Consider the following 26,773-nt stretch of genomic DNA (forward strand, 5'->3'; position numbering starts at 1 on the left):
AGGATCCACATAACTCCGGGCCGGCCGCCTACGCCTCGTCCGCGTAAGGCACGACCACGACCTGGAACTCGTCCTCGTACACGACCCGCCCAGGATCCGAGGACCGCACCACCCGACACTCGACGCCGTGCGCGTCCAGAATCTCCAGATAGCCGGGGACGCGCTCGATGAGATGGGTGGCGGTGACCTTGAACCAGGCGACGGCTCCAGGTGTGACGTCGTGGTCGTAGACCATCGGGTCGACCTTCGACGGGGTCGGGTACGCGGCGTCGTACCAGTCGTTGTTGGCCCGCCGGAACCGCTCCTGCTCCGGCGTCAACTTACCTTCCCTGGCCAGCCCGTTGACGAGAACAAACACTCCGGGATAGTGCCCCCGCGAATGGCGCACGGGCGACTCATAACGAACGTAAGCGGCGGCAAGGTCATCACTCATCGCGGCATACTCGCACTCTCCGACGCGGACGAATGCACGAAAGTCCCTACGCGCCCGCCCGATTGCCGGGCGGTGGCGGGATTTCATTGCAGGTGGGTGGCTCACCCGGCGAGGCGAGGCGAGCTGGGGTAGCGGGAGCCCACGGCCCCCGGACGACAGCGAGGCGAACACTCGCGCGGCCACGCAGCACCGCACTGCGCGGGATGCCGCGCGCCCGCAAGGACCCGTACCCATACGGCCCGCCCCACCTCGCGCCCACCCCGCACGCCCCCGAAGGTGGTCCGCATGAACCGCACCCAGACCGCCCACGCCCGCACCCACGCCACCCGCATCGCCACCGCCGCGGCCACCGCAGCCCTGCTCGCCCTCCCCACCACCGCCTGCTCGGAGAGCGACGTGGACAAGGCCAAGGACAGGGCCGCCTCCGCCACGGCCAAGGCGGGCGAAGCCGTCTCGTCCGCGACGGAAGCCGCCGCATCCAAGATGGCCGAGGTGAAAGACGGGGTGGACTCGAAGGGCGACGTAAAGGTCGAGGGCCCCACCAAGACCGAGAGCGACCGGGCAACAGCCGAGATCACGGCCACCAACCCCAAGGACAAGAAGGCGGACTACACCATCTCCGTCAACTTCCGCGGCAGCGACGGCAATCTTCTGGACACGGCCGTCCTCAACATCACCGACGTGGACCCCGGCAAGTCGAAGACGGGCACGGCCCGCAGCAACCGCTCCCTCTCCGACACCCCCAAGGCGGAAATCAGCAGGGCGCTACGCCACTGACCACCAGTCCGCCCGCCCCACTCACTCCCCGCCCCTCAAGGAGTGATCGAACGCCAGACCCTCTCCGGCAGAACACGCGCGGCCTGATCGAGATCCACGTCCTCGAACCCGGCGAGCCAACGGCGGGCGGTGGCGACGACGGGCCCCAGGACCAGCCCCTCGATCAGGGACATGGGAAGCGGGGCGACCTCACCCGAGTCGACGTGCTGCTGCATCCAGGCGGTCAGCGGCGACAACCTGGCCTCCTGGGCGTCACGGAGCTGCCGAGCCTGAGCCATCCCGAGCCGGTCGGCGTACGAGGAGTGCAGGAGCCGGGCGGCGTCAGGGTTCTCCTGGATGAACTTCAGGTAGGCCCGCACGAGGGCGCGGATACCGGTCCTGGCCGTACGGGACCGCTCCACGGAAGTGGACATCTCGACGAGCAGCCGACCGAGCCAGCGCTGCAACAGGGCGCTCATGAGCCCGTCGACGCTGCCGAAGTGGTGGTAGAGACTCCCGAGACTGACACCACTGGCCTTGGTGAGCGCACCGACGGTCACGCCTTGCTCGCCGGAGTCGGCATACACCCGGAGCGCGGCATCCAGGAGTCGATCGGCGGTCTCTTCGCCACGTTGTTGCTTGGGGCTCATGGTGGCCCCAGCCTAGAGCACCCACCCCCTAGGCCCAGCCAGGCCACTTCTAGAGCAATTTTCTAGAAAAACACTCCACCAATCTTCCCCCGGGACACATACTGACCCGGTGCCCGAACCCACACCGCCAGCACCACGGCCAGCCCCCCGCCCGCGCAATTCCAGCCCCGGCTCCACGGCCCGCGGCTGCCTGACAGCGCTGGGCGCCGTCGGCGCCGTAGTCGTCCTCATCCTGCTGCTGACCCAGGGGCAGGACGACGACACCGGCACCACCACCGACAACGCCGCCCCCACCCCCTCGACGAGCCAGACCCCGTACACCCCACCCACAAGCGCGCCTTCGTACACGAGCACCCCGACCTCCGCGGCCACAGCCACCCCCACGACCCAGGCCCCCACCCCCTTCAGGTCGGGAACCTGCCTCAACGGCACGCTGCCGGACTCCACGACGGCGCAGGAGGTCAACGACGTGGAGGAGGTGTCGTGCTCGGCATCCGACGCCCATTACGAGGTGATCCAGACGATCCCGATGACCTCGGAGATGAGCCGCTGCAACGACAACCCCAGAACGCAGTACGCCTTCTCGTACCGCTACACCCTCAACGGCTCGACCATCAACGAGTACGTCTACTGCCTGATAGGCCTGGGCACCTACGCCCGCTGAGAACACCCCGCAAAACGGCAAAGCAAAAGCCCCAGGTCACGGCGAGTGAGTCCTGGGGCTTCCACAGAGCCGCCTTCGGGATTCGAACCCGAGACCTACGCATTACGAGTGCGTTGCTCTGGCCATCTGAGCTAAGGCGGCGCACGCGTCCCGCACCTATGGTGCGATCAGCAGCGACGCCAAGTCTACACAGTTTCCGGGGGTGCTCCGCACACCCCCGGCGGGCGGCCCGCTTGGGCCCGCATCAACCCTGTGAGCAGCGCTTTCCGTCGTCCGGGGCCTTGCCGTCCAGCAGGTAGGCGTTGATCGCCGAGTCCACGCACTTGCTGCCCCGGCCGTACGCCGTGTGGCCGTCACCCTCGTAAGTGAGCAGCTTGCCGGAGGAGAGCTGGCCGGCCAGGGCCTCGGCCCAGCGGTAGGGGGTCGCCGGGTCGCGCGTGGTGCCGACCACGACGATCGGAGCCGCGCCTTCCGCCTTGATGCGGTGCGGCTCGCCCGTCGCCTTCACCGGCCAGTACGCGCAGTTCAGCGAGGCCCAGGCCAGGCCCTCGCCGAAGACCGGGGACGCCTTCTCGAAGTCCGGGATCGACTTCTTCACGTCGGCGGCCGTCTTGAAGGCCGGGGGCAGGTCCAGGCAGTTCACTGCGGCGTTGGCGAACATGAGGTTCGCGTACGTCCCGTCGGCGTCGCGCTCGTAGTAGCTGTCGGAGAGGGAGAGAAGGGGCGCGCCGTCCTTCTCCTTCATCGCGGCGGACAGTGCCGTGCGCAGTTGGGGCCAGGCTCCCTCGTCGTACATCGCCGCGATCACGCCGGTCGTGGCGAGCGCCTCGCCGAGTCTGCGGCCACCGGAGTCGCGGGCGGGGAGCGGCGCGCGGTCCAGTTCGTCGAAGAACGACTTGAGGCGCTTGCCCGCGTCCGTCTCGTCCTCCGTGCCCAGGGGGCAGTCCGACCGGCTCACGCACTCCTTCGCGAACGACTTGAACGCCGTCTCGAAGCCCGCCGTCTGGTCACGGTTCATGCGGCGCGCCGGCAGGGACGGGTCCATCGCGCCGTCCAGGACCAGGCGGCCGACACGGTCGGGGTAGAGCCCGGCGTACGTCGCTCCCAGGAACGTGCCGTACGAGGCGCCCACGTAACTCAGCTTCTCGTCGCCGAGCACCGCACGCAGGATGTCCATGTCGCGGGCCGCCTCGACCGTGGAGACATGCGGCAGCACCTCGCCGGAGCGCTTCTCGCAGCCCGCCGCGAACTTCTTGAAGGAGGCCGACAGTTCGGCGGCCTCGCGCTCGTCGTCGGGGGTGACGTCCGTCTGCGTGTACGCGTCCATCTGCTTGCCGTCGAGGCAGGTGACGGGTTCGCTGCGGGCCACACCGCGCGGGTCGACCGCGGCCATGTCGTACCGGGCGCGGACCTCCTCGGGGTAGCCGAGGGCCGCGTACGACTGGAGGTAGCCGATCGCCGAACCGCCGGGGCCGCCCGGGTTGACCAGGAGCGAGCCCAGGCGCTTGCCGGGGCCCGTGGCCTTCTTCCGGGAGACGGCGAGCTTGATCTGCGGGCCGTCCGGCTTCGCGTAGTCGAGCGGCGCCCTCATCGTGGAGCACTGGAAGCCGGGGACGCCGCATTCGCGCCAGCTCAGCTTCTGGCCGTAGTACGGAGACAGCTCCTGCGGGGTGGCGCGGGGCAGCGCGGCCATGGACGCGTCCGCCGTCGAGCTCCCGGCCGAGCAGCCGGAAATGAGCAGTCCGGCGGCCAGGAACACGGTCGCGGGGGTGCGGAGTCCTCTGATGCGCATCACGCGAGACTAACGCTACGCGTTGGCTGTGTTACGCAATGTACTCGTATGGGTGACTCGCCAACGGACTCCGTCAGCTCTCAGCGTCACCGGCTTCGCCTAACCCGCCCGCAGCGCCACCGTCATCGCCTCCACCGCGAGCAGCGGCGCCACATTGCGGTCCAGTGCGGTGCGGCAGCCGCTGATCGCCTCGATGCGGCGCAGGGTGGACTCGGGTGTCGTGCCGCGTGCCAGGCGCTCCAGCATGTCGAGCACCTCCGTGTTGGCCAGGGCCACGCGCGAGCCGAGCTGCAGGGCGAGCACGTCGCGGTAGACGCCGGTCAGTTCGATGAGCGCGAGGTCGAGGCTGTCCCGCTGGGTGCGGGTCCTGCGGCGCTTCTGCCGGTCCTCGAGCTCCTTCATGACGCCCGCCGTGCCGCGCGGCATCCGGCCGCCCTTCTCCGCGCCGAGCGCCGCCTTCAGGTCGTCGGTCTCCTTGACGTCGACTTCCTCGGCGACCTGCTTCGCGTCGTCGCCCGCCGTGTCGATCAGTTCCTGCGCGGCCTTGAGGCAGCCGCCGATGTCCTGCACCCGCATCGGCAGCTTGAGCACGGCGGCACGGCGCTCGCGGGCCCGCGGGTCGGTCGCGAGGCGGCGGGCGCGGCCGATGTGCCCCTGGGTGGCGCGCGCGGCGGCCGAGGCGACGTCCGGCTCGATGCCGTCACGCCGGATGAGTACGTCGGCGACGGCGTCCACCGGAGGCGTACGCAGCGTCAGATGGCGGCAGCGGGAGCGGATGGTGGGCAGCACGTCCTCAAGGGAGGGCGCGCAGAGCAGCCATACGGTGCGGGGGGCGGGCTCTTCCACGGCCTTCAACAGGACGTTGCCCGCGCCCTCGGTGAGGCGGTCGGCGTCCTCCAGGACGATGACCTGCCAGCGGCCGCCGGCGGGCGAGAGCTGGGCCCGCCTGACCAGTTCGCGGGTCTCCTTGACGCCGATGGACAGCAGGTCCGTACGCACCACTTCGACGTCGGCGTGCGTGCCGACCAGGCTCGTGTGGCACCCGTCGCAGAAGCCGCAGCCGGGGGCGCCGCCGAGCGCGCGGTCGGGGCTCGTGCACTGGAGCGCGGCGGCGAAGGCGCGGGCGGCGGTGGACCGCCCGGAGCCGGGCGGCCCGGTGAACAGCCAGGCGTGCGTCATCTTCGACGACTCGGGCCGCGGGGTGCCCGAGGCCACGGCGGTGACCAGCGTGTCGGCGTCCCGGGCGGCGGCGCCGAGCTGCTCACTCACCCGCTCCTGGCCCACCAGGTCGTCCCATACGGTCATCGGTCACCGCCTCCGCCCTGCACCTGCGTCGCGCCCCGCACGTCACGTCACGCTGTCGAATTCATTGTGGAGCACGCCACTGACAACGCGGCACGCCACTGACAACGCGGCGCCAACGCAGTGCCAACGCGGTCCGCCCGCCTGCCCGGCGAGGCTCAGCGCTTGTTCCGGCCCCGGCCGCCGCGGCCATCGCCCCGGCCGTCCTCGTCGTTGTCCCGATCCCCCAGCAACTCGTCAGCCAGGGACGGCAGATCGTCCAGCGGAGTCTCCTCCGCCCAGTCCGAGCGAGGCCGCTGGACGGGCTCGCCGTTCTCGTCGACCTGGGGCAGCTCGCGGGTCCGGTCGTTGCCGCCCTCGGGCCGCTCGTCGCGGAAGTACCCCGGCGGCACCTTGTCCTCCCGTACGGGAGGCAGCACTGCCGTCTCGTCGGCGGCACCCGGCACCGGCGGCTGCGGCAGGACCTCGGTCTCCTCCGAGCCGCGGGTGTCCTGCACCTGCGGAAGCACCGCGGTCTCGTCGGCCGCACTCGGCGCGGGCGCGGACGGCGCGGACGGCGCGGGTGCACCGGGCTTCACGACGGGCGTGGGAATCGTCGTCTCGTTGTCCGGCACGGCATCCGAAGGGGCCGCTGACGCGGACGCAGCGGGAGTCGCCTTCGGAGCGGGATCCACCTTAGGAGCCGAAGCGGGAGCCGCCTTCGGAGCCGCAGCCGGCCTCGGAGCCGGAGCCGCCTTGGGAGCCGGAGCCGCCGCACTCGCCGCAGCCGCGGCAGCAGCCTCCGCCGAAGCCGCAGCAAGCCGCCGCGCCTCCTCGGCCCGCAGCAGCGCTTCTTCCGCCTTGCGCTGCTTCTCGACGCGGCGCGCCTCGGCCTCGGCCCGGAGCCGCGCCTCTTCCTCCGCCTCCTGGCGGCGCCGCTCCTCCTCGGCTGCCCGCACCTTCTCCTCGGCGAGCAGGCGGGCCTGCTCCTCCTCGGCCTTGCGCTTGGCCTCCTCGGCGCGCTGCCTGGCCTCCTCCGCCTGCCGTTCGGCCTCGCGGCGCTGCGCCTCCTCCAGCTCGCGGCGCTTTCGCTCCTCCTCCTCGGCGCGGAGCTTGGCGAGCTGCGCCTGGCGCTCGCGCTCGACCCGCTCCTCCTCGGCCTTGCGCGCGGCTTCTTCCTCGGCCTTGCGGCGTGCCTCTTCCTCGGCGGCCTTGCGGGCCTCTTCCTGTGCCTTCACCTCGGCCTCGGAGAGCGGCAGCATCAGGTCGAGCCGGTGCCGGGCCACGGTCGTGACCGCCTCCGGCTCCTGGGCGGCGTCGATCACCAGATAGCGCCCCGGGTCGGCCGCGGCGAGCGTGAGGAAACCGGACCGCACGCGCGCGTGGAACTCGGCGGGCTCCGACTCAAGGCGGTCGGGGGCCTCCGTGAACCGCTCGCGGGCCGCCTCCGGCGCCACGTCGAGCAGCACCGTCAGATGCGGTACGAGCCCGGCCGTAGCCCACCGCGAGATTCGGGCGATCTCGGTCGGGGACAGATCACGGCCCGCACCTTGGTAGGCCACCGACGAGTCGATGTACCGGTCGGAGATGACGACCGCGCCCCGCTCAAGGGCGGGACGTACGACCGTGTCGACGTGCTCGGCGCGGTCGGCGGCGTACAGAAGTGCCTCGGCGCGGTGCGAGAGGCCGGCCGACGACACGTCGAGCAGGATCGACCGCAGTCGCTTGCCGACCGGGGTGGCCCCCGGCTCGCGCGTCACGACGACTTCGTGGCCCTTGGCCCGGATCCACTCGGCGAGCGCCTCGGCCTGCGTGGACTTGCCCGCGCCGTCGCCGCCCTCCAGGGCGATGAAGAAGCCCGTGGCGGCGATCCCCTGCTCGGGGTCGTCGCCGCCGCGCAGCGCGTCGCGCAGGTCGTGGCGCAGCGGCACACCCTGCCGGTCGTCGATCTTGGCGAGGACCAGCGCGGCCACCGGCAGGAGCAGCGCGCCCACCAGCATCAGCGTGAAGGCGGCGCCTCCGTGGTCGAACACGAACTTGCCGTTGACGAAGCGGTGCGGCCCGATCGCCGCCGCGACCACGGGGGCAATGAGCGCGCCGAGCGCGATGAAGAGGCGTACGACCGCCTGGAGATGCTCCGTCGTGCGCGCCCTGCGGTAGTCCTCGACCTCCTGGTCGAGCAGCGCGTGCCCGGTGTGCGCGGCGATGCCGGCGGCCACCCCGGCGAGCGCCAGGAGCAGCAGCACGGTCGTCACGTCGGGCACGAGGCCCGCGGCGAGCAGTGCGACGCCGGTGAGGGCGATGGCGAGCGCGAGCAGCCTGCGGCGCGAGAGCGAGGGCAGCAGCGAGGGTGCCGTACGGATGCCGACGACGGTGCCGCCGGTCAGCGCGAGGACGATCAGGCCGTACGTGACGGGCCCGCCGTCCAGGTCCTTGGCGTGCAGCACGGCGACCGCGACGGAGGCCGCGACGGCCCCTGCGATCGCGGCGCAGGCGGCGACGAGCAGCGGGATCGCGCCGGTGCGGCCCTGGTCGGTGCCGCTGCCGGTGCGCGGCCTGCGCAGCCCTTCGAGCGGGCTACGCGCGCGTGGCGTCTGCGTGGCGGGAAGTTCGAGGAAGTAGACGATCGACAGCGAGGCCGCGAAGAGCCCGGCGGCGACGAACGAGGCGAGCCCCGCCTGGTGCACCTCGAACCAGTCGAGCCCGGCGCCGAGGAGGTTCCCGATCAGCGTGACGGCGACGAGCGCGGCAGCCGCGACGGGCAGCGCCACGAAGCCCGTACGCAGCGACAGGCGACGCAGTGCGTCCATGTGGTCCGGCAGCGGCCGCACCGTGGCGCCCTCCAGGGGCGGCGCGGGCAGCAACGCGGGCGCCGCGCTCTCCCGGCAGACCGTCCAGAAGCGTTCGGCGACGCCGATCACGAAGGCGGTCACGAGGAGCATCGCGAGTGCGTTGTCCGGGGTCCAGTCGATCCACAGCGGCGCGACGATCAGGAGCGCGGCCCGCAGGCCGTCGGAGACGACCATCGTCCAGCGCCGGTCGAGCGGCCCGTCCGGTGACGTGAGGGAGCTCAGTGGCCCCAGAAGCACCGCCCCGAAGAGCAGCGTCGCGAGAACGCGTGCCCCGAAGACGGCGGTGACCGCGAAAGCGACCCCGCGGTAACCGCCCCCGAACGCCCCTTCGGCGATGGCCGCTTGCAGAGCGAGCACCACCAGGACGAAGAGGGCAAGGGCATCGCCGACACCGCCGACGAGCTGGGCGCTCCAGAGCCGCTTCAGCTGCGGCACGCGCAGCAAGGCGCGGACAGCACGCTCTCGGGAATCTGCGACCAGGGCGTCGTCGGGGGCCGGGTTTCCGACCGTTGGCTGCTCGGCACGCGTCATCCGTCCAGCCTATCCGGAGGGTGTGACACTCCGAAGGGGCGCCCGAACAAACGGGCGCCCCTTCGGTTCACACCTTCACAACTCACTCATTCACAGCACCGGCCGGAACGGCGCCGTGAGCCGACTACTCGGCGTCGGACGCCTTCGCGGCCGAAGCAGCGGTCTTCTTGGCGGCCGCCGTCTTCGTAGTGGTCTTCTTCGCGGCCGTCGTCTTCTTGGCGGCCGTTTTCTTCGCAGTCGAAGCAGCCGTCTTCTTGGCGGCGGTCTTCTTGGCCGGGGCCTTCTTCGCCGCCTTCTTGGCGGTCTTCTTGGCCGGACCCTTCGCCCGCTTCTCGGCGAGCAGTTCGTAGCCCCGCTCGGCGGTGATGTCCTCGACGCTGTCGGCGGCCCGCAGCGTCGCGTTGGTCTCGCCGTCCGTGACGTACGCCCCGAAGCGGCCGTCCTTGACGACGACGGGCTTCCCGCTGACCGGGTCCTCGCCGAGCTCCTTGAGCGGCGGCTTGGCGGCGGCCCGCCCGCGCTGCTTGGGCTGGGCGTAGATCGCGAGGGCCTCTTCCAACGTGATGTTGAAGAGCTGCTCCTCGGTGTCGATGGACCGCGAGTCCGTGCCCTTCTTCAGATACGGGCCGTAGCGGCCGTTCTGCGCGGTGATCTCCACGCCCTCGGCGTCCGCCCCGACCACCCGCGGCAGGGACATCAGCTTCAGGGCGTCCTCGAGCGTCACCGTGTCGAGCGACATGGACTTGAAGAGCGAGGCCGTCCGCGGCTTGACCGCGTTCTTGCCCGTCTTCGGAGTGCCCTCGGGGAGCACCTCGGTGACGTACGGGCCGTAGCGGCCGTCCTTGGCGATGATCTCGTGGCCCGACGTGGGGTCGGTGCCGAGCGCGAAGTCACCGCTCGGCTTGGCGAGCAGCTCCTCGGCGTACTCGACGGTCAGCTCGTCCGGCGGCAGGTCGTCGGGCACGTCGGCGCGCTGGTGGCCCTCCGCGTCCTTCTCGCCGCGCTCGATGTACGGGCCGTAGCGGCCGACGCGCAGCAGGATGCCGTCGCCGACGGGGAAGGAGGAGATCTCCCGGGCGTCGATCGCGCCGAGGTCGGTCACCAGTTCCTTGAGCCCACCGAGGTGGTCGCCGTCGCCGTTGCCCGCGCTGGAGGCGACACCGGAGTCGTCGCCCTCGCCGAAGTAGAACCGCCTCAGCCACGGCACGGCCTGCGCCTCGCCCCGCGCGATGCGGTCGAGGTCGTCCTCCATGCGTGCGGTGAAGTCGTAGTCGACGAGCCGCCCGAAGTGCTTCTCCAGGAGGTTGACCACGGCGAAGGACAAGAAGGAGGGCACGAGGGCCGTGCCCTTCTTGAAGACGTAACCGCGGTCGAGGATCGTGCCGATGATCGACGCGTACGTCGACGGGCGGCCGATCTCGCGCTCTTCGAGCTCCTTGACCAGCGAGGCCTCGGTGTAGCGGGCCGGCGGCTTCGTCGCGTGGCCGTCGACGGTGAGCTCGTCGGCGGTCAGTGCGTCACCCTCGCTGACCTGCGGGAGCCTGCGCTCACGGTCGTCGAGCTCCGCGTTCGGGTCGTCCGCGCCCTCGACGTAGGCCTTCATGAAGCCGTGGAAGGTGATGGTCTTGCCGGACGCGCTGAACTCGGCGTCGCGGCCGTCGGCGGCCGTGCCACCGATCTTCACCGTGACGGAGTTTCCGGTCGCGTCCTTCATCTGGGAGGCGACGGTCCGCTTCCAGATCAGTTCGTAGAGACGGAACTGGTCGCCGGTCAGGCCGGTCTCGGCGGGCGTGCGGAAACGATCACCCGAGGGGCGGATCGCCTCGTGCGCCTCCTGCGCGTTCTTGACCTTCCCGGCGTACGTACGGGGCTTGTCCGGCAGGTAGTCGCTGCCGTACAGCTGCGTGACCTGCGCGCGAGCGGCGGTGACCGCCGTGTCGGACAGCGTCGTGGAGTCCGTACGCATGTAGGTGATGAAGCCGTTCTCGTACAGCTTCTGGGCCACCTGCATCGTGGCCTTCGCACCGAAGCCGAGCTTGCGGCTGGCCTCCTGCTGCATCGTCGTCGTACGGAACGGCGCGTACGGAGAGCGGCGGTAGGGCTTGGACTCGACGGAGCGGACCGCGAACCTGGTGTTCTCCAGGGCCGCGGCGAGCGCACGGGCGTTGGTCTCGTCCAGGTGCAGGGTGTCGGACTTGAGCTGTCCGACGGAGTTGAAGTCGCGGCCCTGCGCGATGCGCTTGCCGTCGACCGCCGTGAGGCGCGCGACGAGCTGCGAGGGGTCGGAGGCGTCACCGGTGCGGCCGGTGCCGAAGGTGCCCGTCAGGTCCCAGTACTCGGCGGAGCGGAAGGCGATGCGCTCGCGCTCACGCTCGACGACGAGGCGGGTCGCCACGGACTGGACACGGCCGGCCGACAGGCGCGGCATGACCTTCTTCCACAGGACCGGCGAGACCTCGTAGCCGTACAGACGGTCGAGGATGCGGCGGGTCTCCTGTGCGTCGACCATGCGCTTGTTGAGCTCGCGCGGGTTGGCGACTGCGCCCTGGATCGCGGCCTTGGTGATCTCGTGGAAGACCATCCGCTTGACCGGGACCTTGGGCTTCAGGACCTCGAGGAGGTGCCACGCGATGGCTTCGCCCTCGCGGTCCTCATCGGTGGCGAGGAAGAGTTCGTCGGAGTCCTTCAGCAGGTCCTTGAGCTTTTTGACCTGTGCCTTCTTGTCGGCGTTGACGACATAGATGGGCTCGAAGTCGTTCTCGACGTCCACGCCGAGGCGGCGCACCTCGCCGGTGTACTTGTCGGGTACCTCCGCGGCGCCGTTGGGGAGGTCGCGGATGTGCCCGACGCTCGCCTCGACTACGTAGCCGGGGCCGAGGTAACCCTTGATCGTCTTCGCCTTGGCAGGCGACTCGACGATGACGAGTCGGCGGCCGCCCTTTGCGGTCTCGCTGGTCGGGGACAACTTCGCTCTTCTCTCCGGTCGGTACTCGGTGGCCGTGCTGCGTGGCTTCGGGGCCATGCTGCGTGGCCTCGCTCGGTGCGCTTGAGTTGCGCTGACGCTGCGGAGTGTGACGGTACATCCCGCCCCCGTGTCAAACGGGAAAAGCCCGCAACGGCCACTCGAACGGTAACCCGACTACCGCCATTCCTGCCGCCCGGAGTGGCGACCTGCCCTTTCACCACCGGCTTCACCACCGGCTCTGCACCGGCGCCGGGCCTACGGCCCGTACGCGCCCCGCGACCACCGGCCGCTTCCGGTCAGAGACGAGTGAAACACCACACTCCGAGCACCAGTGCGCCCGATCCGGCGAGCGCGGCGAGCGTCGCCGATGCGACAGGGTTCACACCGTCGGCGACGGGCGCACGGTGTGCCACGCGTGCTCCGGTCCACAGCAGCAGTCCCGCTCCGAACAGCGCGAACACCGCGCCCGCGAAGATCGCTGGTCCACTCTCCATGTCTTTGCCTCCCCGTACTGAGTTCCCGGATCGGCAAACTGACACGCCCGGAAAACCGGGGCGCGAACCTCGGGTGAACGGAGGGCGCCCGGATTCAGTCACCGGCCGCTTCAGTCACCGGCCACCCCGCCCAACTCGACCGGAACCGGTCGCCGACGTCCATCCCGCTACGCGCCGACCGGCTCCAGGAAGCCCTGCTCGACAAGGAGCCGGATCTGCGCGGGCGTGCGGTCCCGCAGCAATACGGGGTCCTCTCCCACCAGTTGCGCGATGGCGTCGAGAATCCGCCCTGCGCTCAGCGTGCCGTCGCACACACCGGCGAAGCCCGCGCCCACCGTGTCCACCTTGGTGGCCCGCCGCATCCCGCGGTGCTGGCGCAGCACGACGTGCTCGGGATCCTCGGCGCCGGGCAGCCCGACCTGCTCCTGCACGACCTCGTCCGCGAGCTTGAAGTGCCCTGCCAGCAGCGCGGCGTCGTCGTGCGTCCGCAGGAAGTCCTGCCGCGCGAAGAACTCCCGCACCGTCTCGCCCAGCGGCTGCTCGACGGGGTGGGGCCACTCCTCCACGGTCACCGTCGGCTCGGCCGCACCGGACTTGCGCAGCGTGATCCACCCGAACCCGATCGCGCGTGTCTTGCGTGCCTCGAACTCGTCGAGCCACGCGTCGTACCGCGCCGCGTACTCCTCCGGGTCCGTGCGGTGATCCCCGGCGTCACGCAGCCACAGCTCGGCGTACTGCGTGACGTCCTGCACCTCACGCTGCACGATCCACGCGTCGCACCCGCGCGGCACCCATGACCGGAGCCGCTCGGTCCACTCCTCGCCCTCCACGTGCTGCCAGTTGGCGAGGAAGTGCGCATACCCCCCTTCGTTCAACCGCTCCCCCGCCTGCTGAACGAGCGACCGGCACAGATCGTCCCCGCCCATCCCGCCGTCGCGATAGGTGAGCCGCGCTCCGGGAGAGATCACGAACGGCGGGTTGGACACGATCAGGTCGTACGTCTCCTCGCCCACGGGTTCGAAGAGGGAGCCCTCGCGCAGGTCCGCCTCGGGAGCGCCGGACAGCGCCAGCGTGAGCCGCGTGATGTGCAGCGCACGGGGGTTGAGGTCGGTCGCCGTCACCCGCGTCGCGTGCTGCGCGGCGTGCAACGCCTGGATCCCGGAGCCGGTGCCGAGGTCGAGAGCACTGGCCACCGGCGTACGCACGGTGAGCCCGGCGAGGGTCGTCGAGGCCCCACCGACACCGAGTACGACGCCTTCGTCATGGCTGCCGATACCACCGGCGCCGCCGACCGCGCACCCCAGGTCCGAGACGATGAACCAGTCCTCGCCGCTCGGCCCGCCGTAGGGCCGCACGTCCACCGTCGCTTTCAGCGCGCCCTCACCGTCCGCCGCGGACAGCCAGCCGCTCTCCTGGAGAGGGCCGACCGGCAGAACGGCCGCCACGCGCGCGTGCGGCACGGAACGCTGCAGCAGGAAGAGCCGTACGAGCGTCTCCAGCGGCCCTTCGCCGCGGGTGGCCCGCAGCGCGGGCACGGTCTCGCTGCGGGCGAGCGCCGTGTAGGCGGGCGCCCCGAGGAGCTCCAGCAGCCCGTCAGCGGTGAAGTCCGCCTCCAGCAGGGCTTCCCGCAACTGGGCCAGGACGTCGGCACGATCGGACGAGGGCAGGGGGGCGCTAGCGATACTCACCCCTTCATTGTGACCCGCATACGCTCGTATACGCCGCTGCCCCGACGCCGGGGGATCTCTCCCAGGGCTCCGGGGCAGCGGGCGAGAAGGGGGGGGGGCAGCCCCTACGCGGCGGAAGGCGTGGCGCTAGCGGACTTGCAGCTGTCCTGCTTGCCCATCGCCTTGCCCACCTCACCCTCCTGCAACTTCTCCAGCGCCTCGTTGCCGCTCTTGCTCAGCTTGTCCAGCTCGCCCGCGACGCTCTTGAGCCCGTCCGCGAAGTCCGCCTGGTTCTTGGTGTCCAGGCCGTCGACCTTCTTCTTCAGGTCGCCGTACGACTTGGAGATGGCGTTCAGTTCCTTGACCGCGTCGTCGGTCTTCTTCTGGCCGCCGTCGACCGGAGGGGCGCCCGCGTCCTTCACCGCGGTGCCCATCGCCTTGTAGGCGTCGGACATGTCCTGGAACGCCTTGGAGTCGGTCTTCTGGACATCCTCCGGCGAGCTGTTGTCCGACGTCTCCTTCTGGATGGCCGCGTTGGCGGAAGCGATCTTCTTCGACTGCGGCTGAACCGAGTCACAGACGTCCTTGGCCCAGGAGTCCAGCTTCTCGTTGCCGTCGTCGCTGCAGCCCGACAGCGCCAGTACCAGTACCGCACCGCCGGACAGTGCGGCTGCAAGCTTCTTGTTCACCGGATTGGTCCCTTCCATGGCTCTCGGCCCCGGAACTTACACGCCAACTGGGCTACAACCGCATGCCGGGGGTCCGGTACCACCCCTATTAAAGCCATTTGCACCAAGCAGATGGCGCATGAGAAGGCTCACCAGTCAGCGCACGGCACACACGAGAGGCGGACGCCGCGTCAAAACGCGCCGCCCGCCCCTGTGTTGGGCAGAGTCTGACCCGGTGTTACGAAACCACGGCCGGGTCAGGCGAGTTGCCTACTCGCTCCGCACCACCTGCCTCCTCGTCACCCACGGCGATGCCTCGCCTCTTGGACACGTACACCGCGCCGACGATGACCAGGATCGAGAGCACCGCGATCACCGCCCGCACTCCCGCGCTCGCGTCCTCCCCGTAACTGAACTGGACGACCGCGGGCGCGATGAGCAGCGCCACCAGGTTCATCACCTTCAGGAGCGGGTTGATCGCGGGCCCCGCGGTGTCCTTGAACGGGTCACCGACGGTGTCACCGATCACCACCGCGGCGTGGGCCTCACTGCCCTTGCCGCCGTGGTGGCCGTCCTCGACGAGCTTCTTCGCGTTGTCCCAGGCACCGCCGGAGTTGGCGAGGAAGACCGCCATCAACGTGCCGGTGCCGATCGCGCCCGCCAGGAACGAGCCGAGCGCGCCGACGCCGAGCGAGAACCCGACGGCGATCGGCGTGAGGACGGCGAGCAGACCTGGCGTGGTCAGCTCGCGCAGCGCGTCCTTGGTGCAGATGTCGACGACGCGCCCGTACTCCGGCTCTTCGGAGTAGTCCATGATCCCGGGGCGCTCGCGGAACTGCCGCCGCACCTCGTAGACCACCGATCCGGCGGACCTCGACACCGCGTTGATCGCGAGCCCCGAGAAGAGGAAGACGACCGCGGCGCCCAGGATCAGGCCGACCAGGTTGTTGGGCTGTGAGATGTCCATCACGAGGTTCATCGGGGCGCCGTCGCCCATCTTCTCGCCGACGTCCTTGGCCGCGGTCGCGATGGCGTCGCGATACGAGCCGAAGAGCGCCGCGGCCGCGAGTACGGCCGTGGCGATGGCGATGCCCTTGGTGATGGCCTTGGTGGTGTTGCCGACGGCGTCCAGGTCGGTGAGCACCTGCGCGCCCGCGCCCTCGACGTCACCGGACATCTCCGCGATGCCCTGCGCGTTGTCGGAGACCGGACCGAAGGTGTCCATGGCGACGATCACGCCGACCGTGGTGAGCAGGCCGGTTCCGGCGAGCGCCACCGCGAACAGGGCGAGCATGATCGACGTACCGCCGAGCAGGAACGCCCCGTAGACGCCGAGCCCGATCAGGAGCGCGGTGTAGACGGCCGATTCCAGCCCGATCGAGATCCCGGCCAGGACGACGGTGGCCGGTCCGGTGAGGGACGTCTTGCCGATGTCCTTCACCGGGCGCCGGGTGGTCTCCGTGAAGTAGCCGGTGAGCTGCTGGATCAGCGCGGCCATGACGATGCCGATCGCGACGGCGATGACCGCGAGAACCCGCGGGTCTCCGTCGTGCCCGGCGACCGCCGCGTCCGTGACACCGTTCAGGTCGGAGTACGAGCCCGGCAGGTAGACGTAGACCGCCGCGGCCACGAGCGCCAGCGAGATGAACGCGGAGATGAAGAATCCGCGGTTGATGGCGGTCATGCCGCTGCGGTCGGAGCGCCTGGGCGCCACCGCGAAGATCCCGATCATCGCCGTCACGACACCGATCGCCGGAACGATCAGCGGGAAGGCGAGTCCGGAGTCGCCGAAGGCGACCTTGCCGAGGATCAGCGCGGCGACCAGGGTCACGGCGTACGACTCGAAGAGGTCGGCGGCCATGCCCGCGCAGTCGCCGACGTTGTCGCCCACGTTGTCGGCGATGGTCGCGGCATTCCTCGGGTCGTCCTCCGGAATGCCCTGTTCGACCTTGCCGACCAGGTCGGCGCCGACGTCGGCGGCCTTGGTGAAGATGCCGCCGCCGACACGCATGAACATCGCGATCAGCGCCGCCCCGAGGCCGAAACCTTCGAGGACCTTCGGCGCGTCGGCCGCGTAGACGAGCACCACACAGGAGGCGCCCAGAAGACCGAGCCCCACCGTGAACATGCCGACAACGCCGCCCGTGCGGAAAGCGATCTTCATGGCCTTGTGCGAAACGGCGGTGAGATCCTTTTCGGGTTCACCTTCCGCCGGCGTGGCCTCTCGGGCGGCTGCCGCCACCCGAACATTGCTGCGTACGGCGAGCCACATGCCGATATAGCCGGTGGTCGCCGAGAACACCGCACCGATCAAGAAGAAGATCGATCGGCCGGCACGCTGATTCCAGTCGTCTGCGGGCAGCAGCATGAGCAGGAAGAACACCACGACGGCGAAAACACCGAGAGTGCGCAGCTGCCTGCCTAGGTAGGCATTGGCGCCCTCCTGGATCGCCTTCGCGATCTTCTTCATGCTGTCGGTGCCCTCGTCGGCCGCGAGTACCTGGCGTACAAGCACCCAGGCGACCACGAGAGCCGCCACCGCGACGGCCGCGATGACCATCACGATGAGGCGGTTGTCGTCGGTCAGTACTGCGGCTGCGAAGGTTGAGGGATGGTCAAACTGATGAGGGGTAGAAAGCCCCGCCATTCGTCCTCCTTGACGCCTGTGCTGAGCTCAAGATGTGGACGGATTGTAGGTAGCGGAACCTGATCAAAACAGAGCGCCGCAAACGGAATTGGCGGGAGATTGCTTCCCAGCAAATGATCGCGCCCACAGATTGACCCCGAAAGCGCTAATGCCCCAAAAGCGTTGACGCCGACCGGCAGTCCCGAGGCAATTGACCGGGGCAATGATCCAAAAGGAAAAAGGCCCTGCTCCCGGGCTGGGAGCAAGACCTTGATGTGATGGGGTGGGCCGAAGCGTGCCGGACCGGAGTCCGACTCAGGAACCGGCGCGTGGACGGCTCAGGGATTGGCTCAGACGAGCGGCACCGGGGCCGTCGGCCACGTCATCCGGATGAGACCGCCGCCCTCGCCGGCGGTGACCTCCACGTCGTCCACGAGACCGCTGATGACGGCGAGACCCATCTCGTCCTCACCCTCGGCCTCCAGATCGTCGGCCGTACCGGACCCCGAGCCGGATGTCCGGTCGCCGGGAGTCGCGTGGGGGGCCTCGTCACCGACCTCGATGGAGAACTGCTTCTCGTCCTCGATCAGGGCCACCCGCACCGGCGCCGAGACGCCGCTGCTCTGGTGTAGCCCGACGGCGCGCGTGCAGGCCTCACCGACAGCAAGCCTGACCTCGTCGAGGACGGCCTCGTCCACTCCGGCCCTGCGCGCGACCGCCGCCGCCACGAGCCGAGCGGTTCTGACGTGCTCGGGCAGCGCGCTGAAGCGGAGTTCAACGGTGGCCATGCATTCCCCCTCGGACATACGCGCGTGCTGTCAGGGGGCCGGGCCGAGGCCCGGTCCCCTGCTGTACTGCCACCCCCGGGCCGCGCAAGCAGGCGACCCGGGACATCCGGCTCTCAGTCGGTGGCCGCGACCGCTTCCTCGACCGAGGTGTGAATGGGGAACACCTTGGTCAGGCCGGTGATGCGGAAGATCTTCAAAATGCGCTCCTGGTTGCAGACCAGGCGCAGCGAGCCCTCATGGGCACGCACCCGCTTCAGGCCGCCGACCAGTACGCCGAGCCCGGTGGAGTCGAGGAAATCCACGCCCTCCATGTCGACGACCAGGTGGAAACTGCCGTCGTTCACCAACTCGACCAACTGTTCGCGCAACTTGGGCGCGGTATAAACATCGATTTCGCCACCGACCTCGACGACCGTACGATCGCCGACGGTACGGGTCGACAGGGACAGGTCCACGGATCCTCCAGCACCTTGCTATCGAGCGGTCATCCCTCGGGACACCTCGGCAGAGCCCCCAGGACGGATCGCCAGCCGCGATGGCATTCAATCACTTACCGGCAGGCGTGCACGACGCCTTGGGACCATTGTCCATCCCGCCAGTGACACACTCGGTGCCGATGGCCAACTTTTCTCCGCCCGGAGGACCCGCCGCGGGCGCCCCGGTACGCACGTCTCCACGGACGGTCCTGGACCGGCTCACCGCGGGGCCGAGCCGTGCTTCGCGCGTCACTCATACGGAGCACTTGCCCCCGCGCGAGGCCCGGTATGCAGTCTGGCCTGATCGCATTCGTTCCGAGGTCGTCGCGGCGGTGCAGTCGGCCGGGATCGAGCACCCCTGGGCCCACCAGGCGCTCGCCGCCGAGCACGCCCTGGACGGCGAGTCGGTCATCGTCGCCACCGGAACGGCTTCGGGAAAGTCGCTGGCGTATCTCACTCCCGTGCTGTCGGCCCTCTTGGACGGCTCCGAGGCCCCCAACGGACGTGGCGCGACCGCGCTGTACCTGGCCCCGACGAAGGCCCTGGCCGCCGACCAGCGCCGCGCCGTACGCGAGCTCGCGGAGCCCCTCGGCAACGCGATCCGCCCCGCCGTGTACGACGGCGACACACCCGTCGAAGAACGCGAATGGGTACGTCAGTACGCCAACTACGTCCTGACCAACCCCGACATGCTGCACCGCGGGATACTCCCGTCCCACCCCCGCTGGTCCTCCTTCCTGCGCTCCCTGCGCTATGTAGTCATCGACGAGTGCCACACCTACCGCGGCGTCTTCGGCTCCCACGTCGCCCAGGTCCTGCGTCGCCTGCGCCGCCTCTGCGCCCGCTACGGCTCCGACCCCGTCTTCCTCCTCGCCTCCGCCACCTCCGCCGAGCCGGCCATCGCCGCGGAGCGCCTCACCGGGCTTCCCGTGAAGGAGGTCGCCGACGACGCCTCGCCCCGCGGCGAACTCGTCTTCGCCCTCTGGGAACCGCCGCTCACCGAGCTCCACGGCGAGAAGGGCGCGCCGGTCCGCCGCACCGCCACCGCCGAGACGGCGGATCTCCTGACCGACCTGACCGTCCAGGGCGTCCGCTCGGTCGCCTTCGTACGGTCCCGGCGCGGCGCCGAGCTGATCTCGGTGATCGCCCAGGAACGCCTCTCCGAGGTCGACCGCTCCCTCGCCCCCCGCGTGGCCGCCTACCGGGGCGGATATCTCCCCGAGGAACGCCGCGCCCTGGAGCGAGCGCTGCACTCCGGGGAACTTCTCGGCCTCGCGGCCACCACCGCCCTCGAACTCGGCGTGGACGTCTCCGGTCTCGATGCCGTGATCATCTCCGGCTATCCGGGGACCCGCGCCTCGCTCTGGCAGCAGGCGGGCCGTGCCGGACGCTCCGGGCAGGGCGCGCTGGCCGTCCTCGTCGCCCGCGACGACCCGCTGGACACGTATCTCGTCCACCATCCCGAGGCGCTGTTCCAGCAGCCGGTGGAGTCGACGGTCCTCGATCCCGACAATCCGTACGTCCTCGCACCCCACCTCTGCGCGGCCGCCGCGGAACTTCCGCTCACGGACGACGACCTGGCCCTCTTCGGCCCGGCCACCGAGGACCTGCTCCCGCAGCTGGAGGCCGCGAAGCTGCTGCGCCGCCGCACGAAGGCCTGGCACTGGACCCGCAGGGAGCGGGCCGCCGACCTCACCGACATCCGCGGCGAGGGCGGCAGGCCCGTCCAGATCGTCGAGGAGGGCACTGGCCGGCTCCTCGGCACCGTCGACGCGTCCGCCGCGCACACCGCCGTCCACGAGGGCGCGGTCCACCTTCACCAGGGCCGTACGTATCTCGTGCGCCGCCTGGACCTGGAGGACTCGGCGGCCCTGGTCGAGGAGGCTCGGCCGCCCTACTCCACGACCGCCCGCGACACCACGGCCATCTCCGTCCTGGAGACGGACACCGAGATCCCCTGGGGTTCGGGCCGCCTCTGCTACGGCTCCGTGGAGGTCACCAACCAGGTCGTCTCCTTCCTGCGCCGCAAGCTGATCACCGGCGAGGTCCTCGGCGAGACCAAGCTGGACCTGCCGCCCCGCACCCTGCGCACCCGCGCGGTCTGGTGGACGGTCACCGAGGACCAGCTGGACGCCGCCCGGGTCAATCCGGAGATCCTCGGCGGCGCCCTGCACGCCGCCGAGCACGCCTCGATCGGCATGCTGCCGCTCTTCGCGACCTGCGACCGGTGGGACATCGGCGGCGTCTCCGTGCCGCTCCATCCGGACACGCTCCTGCCGACCGTCTTCGTGTACGACGGTCACCCGGGCGGGGCGGGCTTCGCCGAGCGGGCCTTCCACACGGCCCGCGAGTGGCTGACCGCCACCCGTCAGGCCATCGCCTCCTGCGAGTGCGAGGCCGGCTGCCCCTCCTGCATCCAGTCCCCGAAGTGCGGCAACGGCAACGACCCCCTGCACAAGCGCGGCGCGATCCGCCTTCTCACCACGCTCCTCAAGGACGCGCCCACGCCCTGAGGAGCCGCGTGCCGTCCGCCACGCGACTCGCTCCTGGCCGGCTCGCCGGGGCGCGGGCCCCGCCCTCACCTCCTGTCTCTGCCCAGCAAGCCCCTCAAGGGCGTCTGGCCGCCCTCCGGCGCCTCGCGGCGCCCGCACCTCCGGTCGCCACCCAGCAAGCGCCACAGCCCCTGCTCCCGGTCTTGGCTTCGGCTCCGGCTCCGGAGCGACCGGACCCGCCGGACCCGCCGGACCCGCCCGGGATCTGACCTCCGTCACGAACGGGCCGAAGCCCGCCGCCGCTGTGACGTCCGAGACCTCGCCGTGCACCGCGCACCGCACGAGGCCCGCACCTTGCGCCTCGGCCACCCGACCGGCAGCGGCACACGCCCCCGAACGTCCTTGCATCCAGTGGTCGGCGGCCGCCAACGCCGCCAAGTCCGCCGCGCTGCCTGCCCGATGGCGGGCCACGATCACCTGCCCCATCGCGAGGACCGCGCCGCAGACCACACACAGCACGGCCATCACGACGACGACCCACACCGTGGCGGCTCCCCGGTCCGACGCCTTCCCGACAGCCCGCCATCCGGCCCGCCCTCTCACGCGCCCACCCCCACCGTCTCCTCCGCCAACGCCACCGCCTCCGACCGCAGGCGCAGCCCGAGCCCCAGCGCCCCCGGCCCCGGCGAGTCCGCCACGACCTCCACCCGCACCAGGTCGCCGTCACGCCGCACGGCCACCGCCGCGCCCCGTGGCGCCGCCTGCCGAGCCGCAGCCACGGCCGCGCTCTCGGGGTCCTGCCTGGCCATCACCCGCGCTCCTGCCCGAGCCGCGTCCACGCACTGGATCTGCGCGGACGCGGTCAGCAACGCCCAGACCAGCGCCATCGTGAACAGCACGAGCGTGGGCAGCACCACGGCCGCCTCAGCCGTCACGAAGCCCTGGTCACCGCAGCACCGGCCGCCCCGGGCCCGCTCAGAACTGGACATCGAGCGCCTTCTCCACGACCGCCTGCAACGCCGCCCTGACCTGCCCGCTCGTCACCACCTTGTAGAGCAGTCCGGCGAACCCCACCGCCGCGATGAGCCCCATCGCGTACTCCGAGGTGACCATCCCCGCGTCCCCTCGCACCCCGCGCGACCAGACCTTCGACGCCCGCGCACACAGCTGTCCCCACATCGCAACCCCCGTGAAATTTCCGTACGTTCTGTCATCACGTTCAGCCATCGAGACTTCAGTCGGTCGAGCCGCTCAGACGCCGCTCAACAACCCACCTGCCAGGCCGATCAGCACCGGCAGCACCCCCACCGCGATGAACGCGGGCAGGAAGAACAACCCCACCGGAGCCGTCATCAGCACTCCGGCCCTGCGCGCCGCCGCCGTCGCCGCACGGCTCCGTTCCGCCCTGCAGTCCGCAGCGAGACGGGCCACCTGCTCGGCCGCCGGAGCCCCCGAGTCCCCCGCCCGCTCCAGCAGGCGGGCCAGCGCAGCCGCGCCCGGTATCGCGCCCAATTCCCTCCAGGCGTCGGCTGGTTCGCCGCCTAGTCGCACCTCCGCCGCGCCCTGCGCCAGCCGTTCCCCGACCGGCCCCTTCAGCGCGTCGCCGACAGCCTGAGCGGCCACGACAGGCCCCGCGCCGGCAGCAACACATGCCGCCAACAGATCCGCGGCCAGCGGAAGTTGCCGAGCGGCCTCCACCGCGTCGAGTTCAGCGACGCGGGGCCCACGCCCCCGCCACCAACGCCACACCCCGTACCCGGCACCCGCCCCCGCCAGGAGCCCCACGACGCCGCCCACCAGCACCCACCCGGCACTCACCGCCCCGGCCACCGCCGGCCACCCCCGCACCGCGCCCCGCCACCGGAACCCATGCCTCCGCCGATCCCCCGGCAGCCGCTCCATCACCCCAAGTACGACTCCCGTACGCCCCCGAACCGCCCGTTCACGCCGCGCGGCAAGCGCAGCCGACACCAGCCAGAGCACAGCCGCCACACCCCACACGGCCACCCCCAGCCTGTGGACAACAACAACGCTCATCGCTCCTCCGCCCCTCGTACGATCCGCAGGGCCCACCACACGCCGGCCCCCTCCAACACCCCGCCCACCGCCAGGCATCCGAACCCCGCCCCGGTGTGCAGCAACACCCGCAAAGGCTCCGCACCCAACGCGCTCCCCATCAGCAGCCCGAGGGCCGGCAGCCCCGCGAGCATCACCGCGGTCGACCGAGGCCCCGCCAACTGAGCGCGCAGGTCAGCGCGTTGGTCGCGCTCCACCCGGAGAGCGCCCTCCAGCCGCTCGAGCCCCGCTGCGAGTCCGGCGCCACGGTCCACGGCCACCCGCCAGCACGCCGCGAGCCCCACAAGCCCTCGCGCCCCCGGCGCCCGCGCCGCGTCCTCCAGCGCCCCCGGCACATCACCGCCGAACCGCGCCGCCGCAAGAACCCCGGCCCGCGCCTCACCGAGCCCGGCGCCAGTCCCGGCCGCCGCGGTCCTCAACGCCTCCCCCGGCTGCCGCCCGGCCCGCACCTCGCCCGCGAGCGACCCGCACAGCGCGATCACTTCGGTGGCCCGGCGCTCCTCGTCGAGCCGTGCGTCCCTGCCCCGCCGTACGCGCCGCATCAGCGGCACCCCGGCCGCTCCCAGTACCAGCGGCAGCACGGACTCCCCGAGCAGCGCGACCACCGCCCCGCCCGCCAGCGCCCACCACTCGTGCCCCACCCGGCCACCGACGCGGTTTATCGCCCGCCGCCATGCCGAAGGCCCCGCCGAGACCTCTCCCCCGAGCACCGCCCGCGTTCGCCGCCGCCACTCGCGGTCCCGCCCGACCACCAGAAAGGCCGAGGCTCCCGCGCACACAGCCGCCGCCAAGCCCACCGCGCTCATGGCCCCTCACTCCAACCGCCGCTCACCAGAAGCGACTTCAGCCGCTCCCAGCCCTGCTCCCGGACGAACTCCTTCTCGCCCCACCGCAGCGCCGGCACCGTCACCACGAGGCCGCAGGGGTCTCGTTCCAGGACATGCACCTCGGCGATCCGCCGCCGTCCTGCCCGGTCCCGTACGAGGTGGAGGACCACGGACAGCGCGGCCGCCAACTGACTGTGCAGCGCTGCCCGGTCGAGCCCTGCCGCCGTCCCCAAGGCCTCCAGGCGGGCGGGCACATCCCCCGCGGCGTTGGCGTGGACCGTGCCGCAGCCGCCCTCATGCCCTGTGTTCAGGGCAGCCAGCAGATGGGCCACCTCCGCGCCTCGCACCTCACCCACGACCAGCCGGTCGGGGCGCATCCGCAGCGCCTGCCGCACCAGGTCGTCGAGGCCCACCTGACCGGCCCCCTCCTGGTTCGCGGGCCTGGATTCCAGGCGCACCACGTGCGGGTGATCGGGGCGCAGCTCCGCCGAATCCTCGGCGAGCACGATTCGCTCGCCCGGCCCGACGAGACCGAGCAGGGCGCTCAGGAGCGTCGTCTTGCCCGAACCCGTCCCGCCGCTGATCACGTACGAGAGCCGGGCGTCGATCAGGGCCCGCAGCACCCGGTCCCCGCCCGGCGGCACCGTCCCCGCCGCGGTCAGTTCCGCGAGGGTGAAGGCCCGGGGGCGTACGACGCGCAAGGAGAGGCACGTCGATCCGACGGCGACCGGGGGCAGCACCGCGTGGAGGCGGGTGCCGTCGGGGAGCCGTGCGTCCACCCAGGGCCTGGCGTCATCGAGGCGCCGCCCCGCCACGGCCGCGAGCCGCTGTGCGAGCCGCCGCACGGCCGTCGCGTCCTCGAAGGACACCGCGGTCAGCTCCAGGCCGCCGCCGCGGTCCACCCACACCCGGTCGGGCGCGGACACCAGCACATCGGTCACCGAGTCGTCCGCGAGCAAGGCCTCAAGGGGCCCGGCGCCCACCAGCTCCGACCGCAGTCGCGCAGCCGTCCCGAGGACTTCCGCGTCGCCGAGCACCCTGCCCTGGGCCCGCAGCGCCTCGGCGACGCGGGCCGGGGTCGGCTCCGTGCCGTTCTCCGCGAGCCACTGGCGCACCCCGTCCAGCATCCGGGCCCCGACGACGGCACTCATGAGCCGCCCCCGGTGGCGTCCACCGGGACCCGGTCCCAGAAGGCCGTGCAGAAGCGGGCGAGCGGGCCCCGCGCGACGCCCCCGGGCGGCATGCCCCCGGCCTGCGCGGCCAACAGGTCCGCTTCCGTCGGCACTTCGCCGACGAGCGGCAGCCCGAGCAGCCGCGCGACCTCTTCCGCGTCGAATTCCCCGAGCCCGTCGTGCCCTCCGAGCCCGCCGCCTCCCGCGCGACCGGCGCCGCCCCTGCCGACCACCACCCGCAGGTCCCGCAGCACCATCCCCACCGCCGAGGCGACCCGCCGGGCGCCCGCGACCGCGCGCAGTTCCGCGGGCACCACCAGGAGCCCCAGATCCACCTGGGCCAGCGCCTCGGCCACTCCTTCGTCCACCCGGCGCGGCAGGTCGACGACCACCACCCCGCCCCGCCTGCGGGCCGCGGCGACCACCGCCCGCATGGCTTCGGGCGCGATGACCACCGCATCGCCCCGATCCCAGCTCAGGACCCGCAGGGAGTGCAGCTCGGGCAGCGACTCCTCGAGGGCGCCCCCGCCGACCCGGCCCCTGGACTGCGCGAAGGCGGGCCAGCGGAGTCCGTCGGCCGCCTCGCCGCCCAGCAGTACGTCGAGCCCGCCACCGAGCGGATCTGCGTCCACAAGCATCGTGCGCCGCCCCGCGCGGGCCGCCGTGACGGCGAGGGCGCACGCCAGCGTCGAGGCACCGGCGCCTCCGCTGCCGCCGATCACCCCCACCGTGAGGGCGGGCCGCCCCACGCCCTCGGCGACATCGGCGATGCGGTCGACCAGCCAACGCTCGCCGTCGGGCAGGACCAGCACATGGTCGGCCCCGATCTCCACCGCGCGCTGCCAGACCCCCGAGTCGTCCTGGTCCCGGCCGACCAGTACGACCCCGCGCCTGCGCACGGCACCCCGCACCCGGTCGACCGCGTCGTCCCCGACAAGGATCAGCGGCGCCGCGTCCCAGCCGCCTCTGCGCTCCGGCACGCCGTGCTGCACTTCTGGTCGCGCCCCCGCCGCGGCGCACAGCCGCAGCAGGTCGTCCAGCAGGTCCACGTCTTCCGTGACGATCAGTGGTCCGCCCTGCCGTCCGTCGGACGACGGCGACCCGTCACGTGTCATCACTCCAGCCACGATCTCCAGCCCCCTCTCACTGCAAGCCCGTTGAATGCCGCGTTCCACATCAGCGATGAGCCGGCCAAAGCAATCCGGCCATGAACTTCACGTGCAGAAGCGGCGGAATCAGCGTGCAGCGGTCCTGGATAACGTGTGGATCTTGGTCAATAACTGTGGACAAGACGAAGGCTGTGAATATCCCCTTCACCCATACCGGTGACATCTCGAAGGCTTCCATAGAGCAGCCTGACGACTACACAACGTGACGGATCTTGGACATGCGAAAGATCGCCCAAAACGGCCGCGAGACGGCGCCAGGCGATCAGATAAGGGTCGAGAGAGGCCCGGAAAACCCATCCGGACATGCGACGACCCCCGCCGGGGGGGAGAGCGGGGGTCGTCCCCACGGTCCGACTCGGGGGGGGAGGAGCCAGACCGGGTTAGCACGGTCGCG

21 protein-coding genes, 1 tRNA gene and 1 pseudogene are annotated in these 26,773 nt (G+C 71.2%); 3 read left to right on the plus strand and 20 right to left on the minus strand.

Annotated features, from left to right (window positions below; all coding sequences use genetic code 11):
- Positions 1–28 precede the first annotated feature (28 nt).
- Entirely contained in the window at positions 29–433 is a 405-nt protein-coding gene (locus ACZ5U5_RS31195) for a hypothetical protein (RefSeq protein WP_469028283.1), read from the minus strand.
- Between the two features lie 285 nt (positions 434–718).
- On the opposite strand from ACZ5U5_RS31195, the gene ACZ5U5_RS31200 reads away from it, so the two are divergent.
- Positions 719–1,210 (plus strand): hypothetical protein, encoded by a 492-nt coding sequence (locus ACZ5U5_RS31200; protein WP_469028286.1) that lies wholly within the window; start codon positions 719–721, stop codon positions 1,208–1,210.
- A 35-nt stretch (positions 1,211–1,245) separates the two neighbouring features.
- Here the strand turns inward: ACZ5U5_RS31200 and ACZ5U5_RS31205 are convergent, their stop codons facing one another.
- Entirely contained in the window at positions 1,246–1,839 is a 594-nt protein-coding gene (locus ACZ5U5_RS31205) for a TetR/AcrR family transcriptional regulator (RefSeq protein ID WP_469028288.1), read from the minus strand.
- 109 nt (positions 1,840–1,948) lie between these two features.
- Here ACZ5U5_RS31205 and ACZ5U5_RS31210 point away from each other — a divergent pair, with 109 nt between their 5' ends.
- Entirely contained in the window at positions 1,949–2,503 is a 555-nt protein-coding gene (locus tag ACZ5U5_RS31210) for an LppU/SCO3897 family protein (RefSeq protein ID WP_469028291.1), read from the plus strand.
- A 67-nt stretch (positions 2,504–2,570) separates the two neighbouring features.
- Here ACZ5U5_RS31210 and ACZ5U5_RS31215 read toward each other — a convergent pair.
- From ACZ5U5_RS31215 to bldG, 11 genes are all read right to left on the minus strand, one after another.
- A tRNA-Thr gene (locus ACZ5U5_RS31215) sits at positions 2,571–2,644 on the minus strand.
- A 103-nt stretch (positions 2,645–2,747) separates the two neighbouring features.
- A complete protein-coding gene (locus ACZ5U5_RS31220) occupies positions 2,748–4,295 on the minus strand; it encodes an alpha/beta hydrolase (RefSeq protein ID WP_469028293.1) in 1,548 nt (515 codons plus the stop codon).
- Between the two features lie 99 nt (positions 4,296–4,394).
- The gene (locus ACZ5U5_RS31225; RefSeq protein ID WP_469028296.1) at positions 4,395–5,600 is read right to left on the minus strand and encodes a DNA polymerase III subunit delta'; all 1,206 of its coding nucleotides are present in this window, start codon (positions 5,598–5,600) and stop codon (positions 4,395–4,397) included.
- Positions 5,601–5,755: 155 nt separating this feature from the next.
- Positions 5,756–8,959, minus strand: coding sequence for a dTMP kinase (tmk, locus tag ACZ5U5_RS31230; protein ID WP_469028298.1), 3,204 nt, complete (start codon positions 8,957–8,959; stop codon positions 5,756–5,758).
- 124 nt (positions 8,960–9,083) lie between these two features.
- A complete protein-coding gene (gene topA / locus ACZ5U5_RS31235; RefSeq protein ID WP_469028300.1) occupies positions 9,084–11,924 on the minus strand; it encodes a type I DNA topoisomerase in 2,841 nt (946 codons plus the stop codon).
- A 296-nt stretch (positions 11,925–12,220) separates the two neighbouring features.
- Positions 12,221–12,418 (minus strand): hypothetical protein, encoded by a 198-nt coding sequence (locus ACZ5U5_RS31240; protein ID WP_469028303.1) that lies wholly within the window; start codon positions 12,416–12,418, stop codon positions 12,221–12,223.
- A 167-nt stretch (positions 12,419–12,585) separates the two neighbouring features.
- The gene (locus ACZ5U5_RS31245) at positions 12,586–14,106 is read right to left on the minus strand and encodes a DUF7059 domain-containing protein (RefSeq protein ID WP_469028305.1); all 1,521 of its coding nucleotides are present in this window, start codon (positions 14,104–14,106) and stop codon (positions 12,586–12,588) included.
- 104 nt (positions 14,107–14,210) lie between these two features.
- The gene (locus ACZ5U5_RS31250) at positions 14,211–14,792 is read right to left on the minus strand and encodes a small secreted protein (RefSeq protein ID WP_453639118.1); all 582 of its coding nucleotides are present in this window, start codon (positions 14,790–14,792) and stop codon (positions 14,211–14,213) included.
- Positions 14,793–14,991: 199 nt separating this feature from the next.
- A complete protein-coding gene (locus tag ACZ5U5_RS31255; protein WP_469028308.1) occupies positions 14,992–17,400 on the minus strand; it encodes a sodium-translocating pyrophosphatase in 2,409 nt (802 codons plus the stop codon).
- Between the two features lie 329 nt (positions 17,401–17,729).
- On the minus strand, positions 17,730–18,167 hold the full coding sequence (locus tag ACZ5U5_RS31260; RefSeq protein WP_469028311.1) for an ATP-binding protein: 438 nt from the start codon (positions 18,165–18,167) through the stop codon (positions 17,730–17,732).
- A gap of 113 nt (positions 18,168–18,280) precedes the next feature.
- Entirely contained in the window at positions 18,281–18,622 is a 342-nt protein-coding gene (gene bldG / locus ACZ5U5_RS31265; protein WP_003975386.1) for an anti-sigma factor antagonist BldG, read from the minus strand.
- 80 nt (positions 18,623–18,702) lie between these two features.
- Between bldG and ACZ5U5_RS31270 the strand changes: the two genes are divergently transcribed.
- Positions 18,703–21,156, plus strand: a complete 2,454-nt coding sequence (locus ACZ5U5_RS31270) for a DEAD/DEAH box helicase (RefSeq protein WP_469028313.1) — start codon at positions 18,703–18,705, stop codon at positions 21,154–21,156.
- A 240-nt stretch (positions 21,157–21,396) separates the two neighbouring features.
- Here the strand turns inward: ACZ5U5_RS31270 and ACZ5U5_RS31275 are convergent.
- The 7 genes and pseudogenes from ACZ5U5_RS31275 to ssd form a co-directional block, all read right to left on the minus strand.
- A pseudogene (locus ACZ5U5_RS31275) lies at positions 21,397–21,738 on the minus strand (Rv3654c family TadE-like protein); the annotation flags it as partial.
- The gene (locus tag ACZ5U5_RS31280) at positions 21,735–22,124 is read right to left on the minus strand and encodes a TadE family type IV pilus minor pilin (protein WP_469028315.1); all 390 of its coding nucleotides are present in this window, start codon (positions 22,122–22,124) and stop codon (positions 21,735–21,737) included. The gene ACZ5U5_RS31280 and the pseudogene ACZ5U5_RS31275, both read right to left, overlap by 4 nt.
- Positions 22,111–22,314, minus strand: a complete 204-nt coding sequence (locus tag ACZ5U5_RS31285; protein ID WP_469028318.1) for a DUF4244 domain-containing protein — start codon at positions 22,312–22,314, stop codon at positions 22,111–22,113. The genes ACZ5U5_RS31280 and ACZ5U5_RS31285 overlap by 14 nt, the downstream gene beginning before the upstream one ends.
- Before the next feature lie 72 nt (positions 22,315–22,386).
- Positions 22,387–23,172, minus strand: coding sequence for a type II secretion system F family protein (locus ACZ5U5_RS31290; protein WP_469028321.1), 786 nt, complete (start codon positions 23,170–23,172; stop codon positions 22,387–22,389).
- Positions 23,169–24,017, minus strand: coding sequence for a type II secretion system F family protein (locus tag ACZ5U5_RS31295; RefSeq protein WP_469028323.1), 849 nt, complete (start codon positions 24,015–24,017; stop codon positions 23,169–23,171). Before ACZ5U5_RS31295 ends, ACZ5U5_RS31290 begins: the two co-directional genes overlap by 4 nt.
- A complete protein-coding gene (locus tag ACZ5U5_RS31300; protein ID WP_469028326.1) occupies positions 24,014–25,189 on the minus strand; it encodes a TadA family conjugal transfer-associated ATPase in 1,176 nt (391 codons plus the stop codon). Before ACZ5U5_RS31300 ends, ACZ5U5_RS31295 begins: the two co-directional genes overlap by 4 nt.
- Positions 25,186–26,325: a septum site-determining protein Ssd gene (gene ssd, locus ACZ5U5_RS31305; RefSeq protein WP_469028328.1), complete on the minus strand. Its 1,140-nt coding sequence runs from the start codon at positions 26,323–26,325 to the stop codon at positions 25,186–25,188. The genes ACZ5U5_RS31300 and ssd overlap by 4 nt, the downstream gene beginning before the upstream one ends.
- Between the last annotated feature and the right edge of the window lie 448 nt (positions 26,326–26,773).

It is taken from the genome of Streptomyces sp. NPDC033177 (assembly GCF_055577715.1).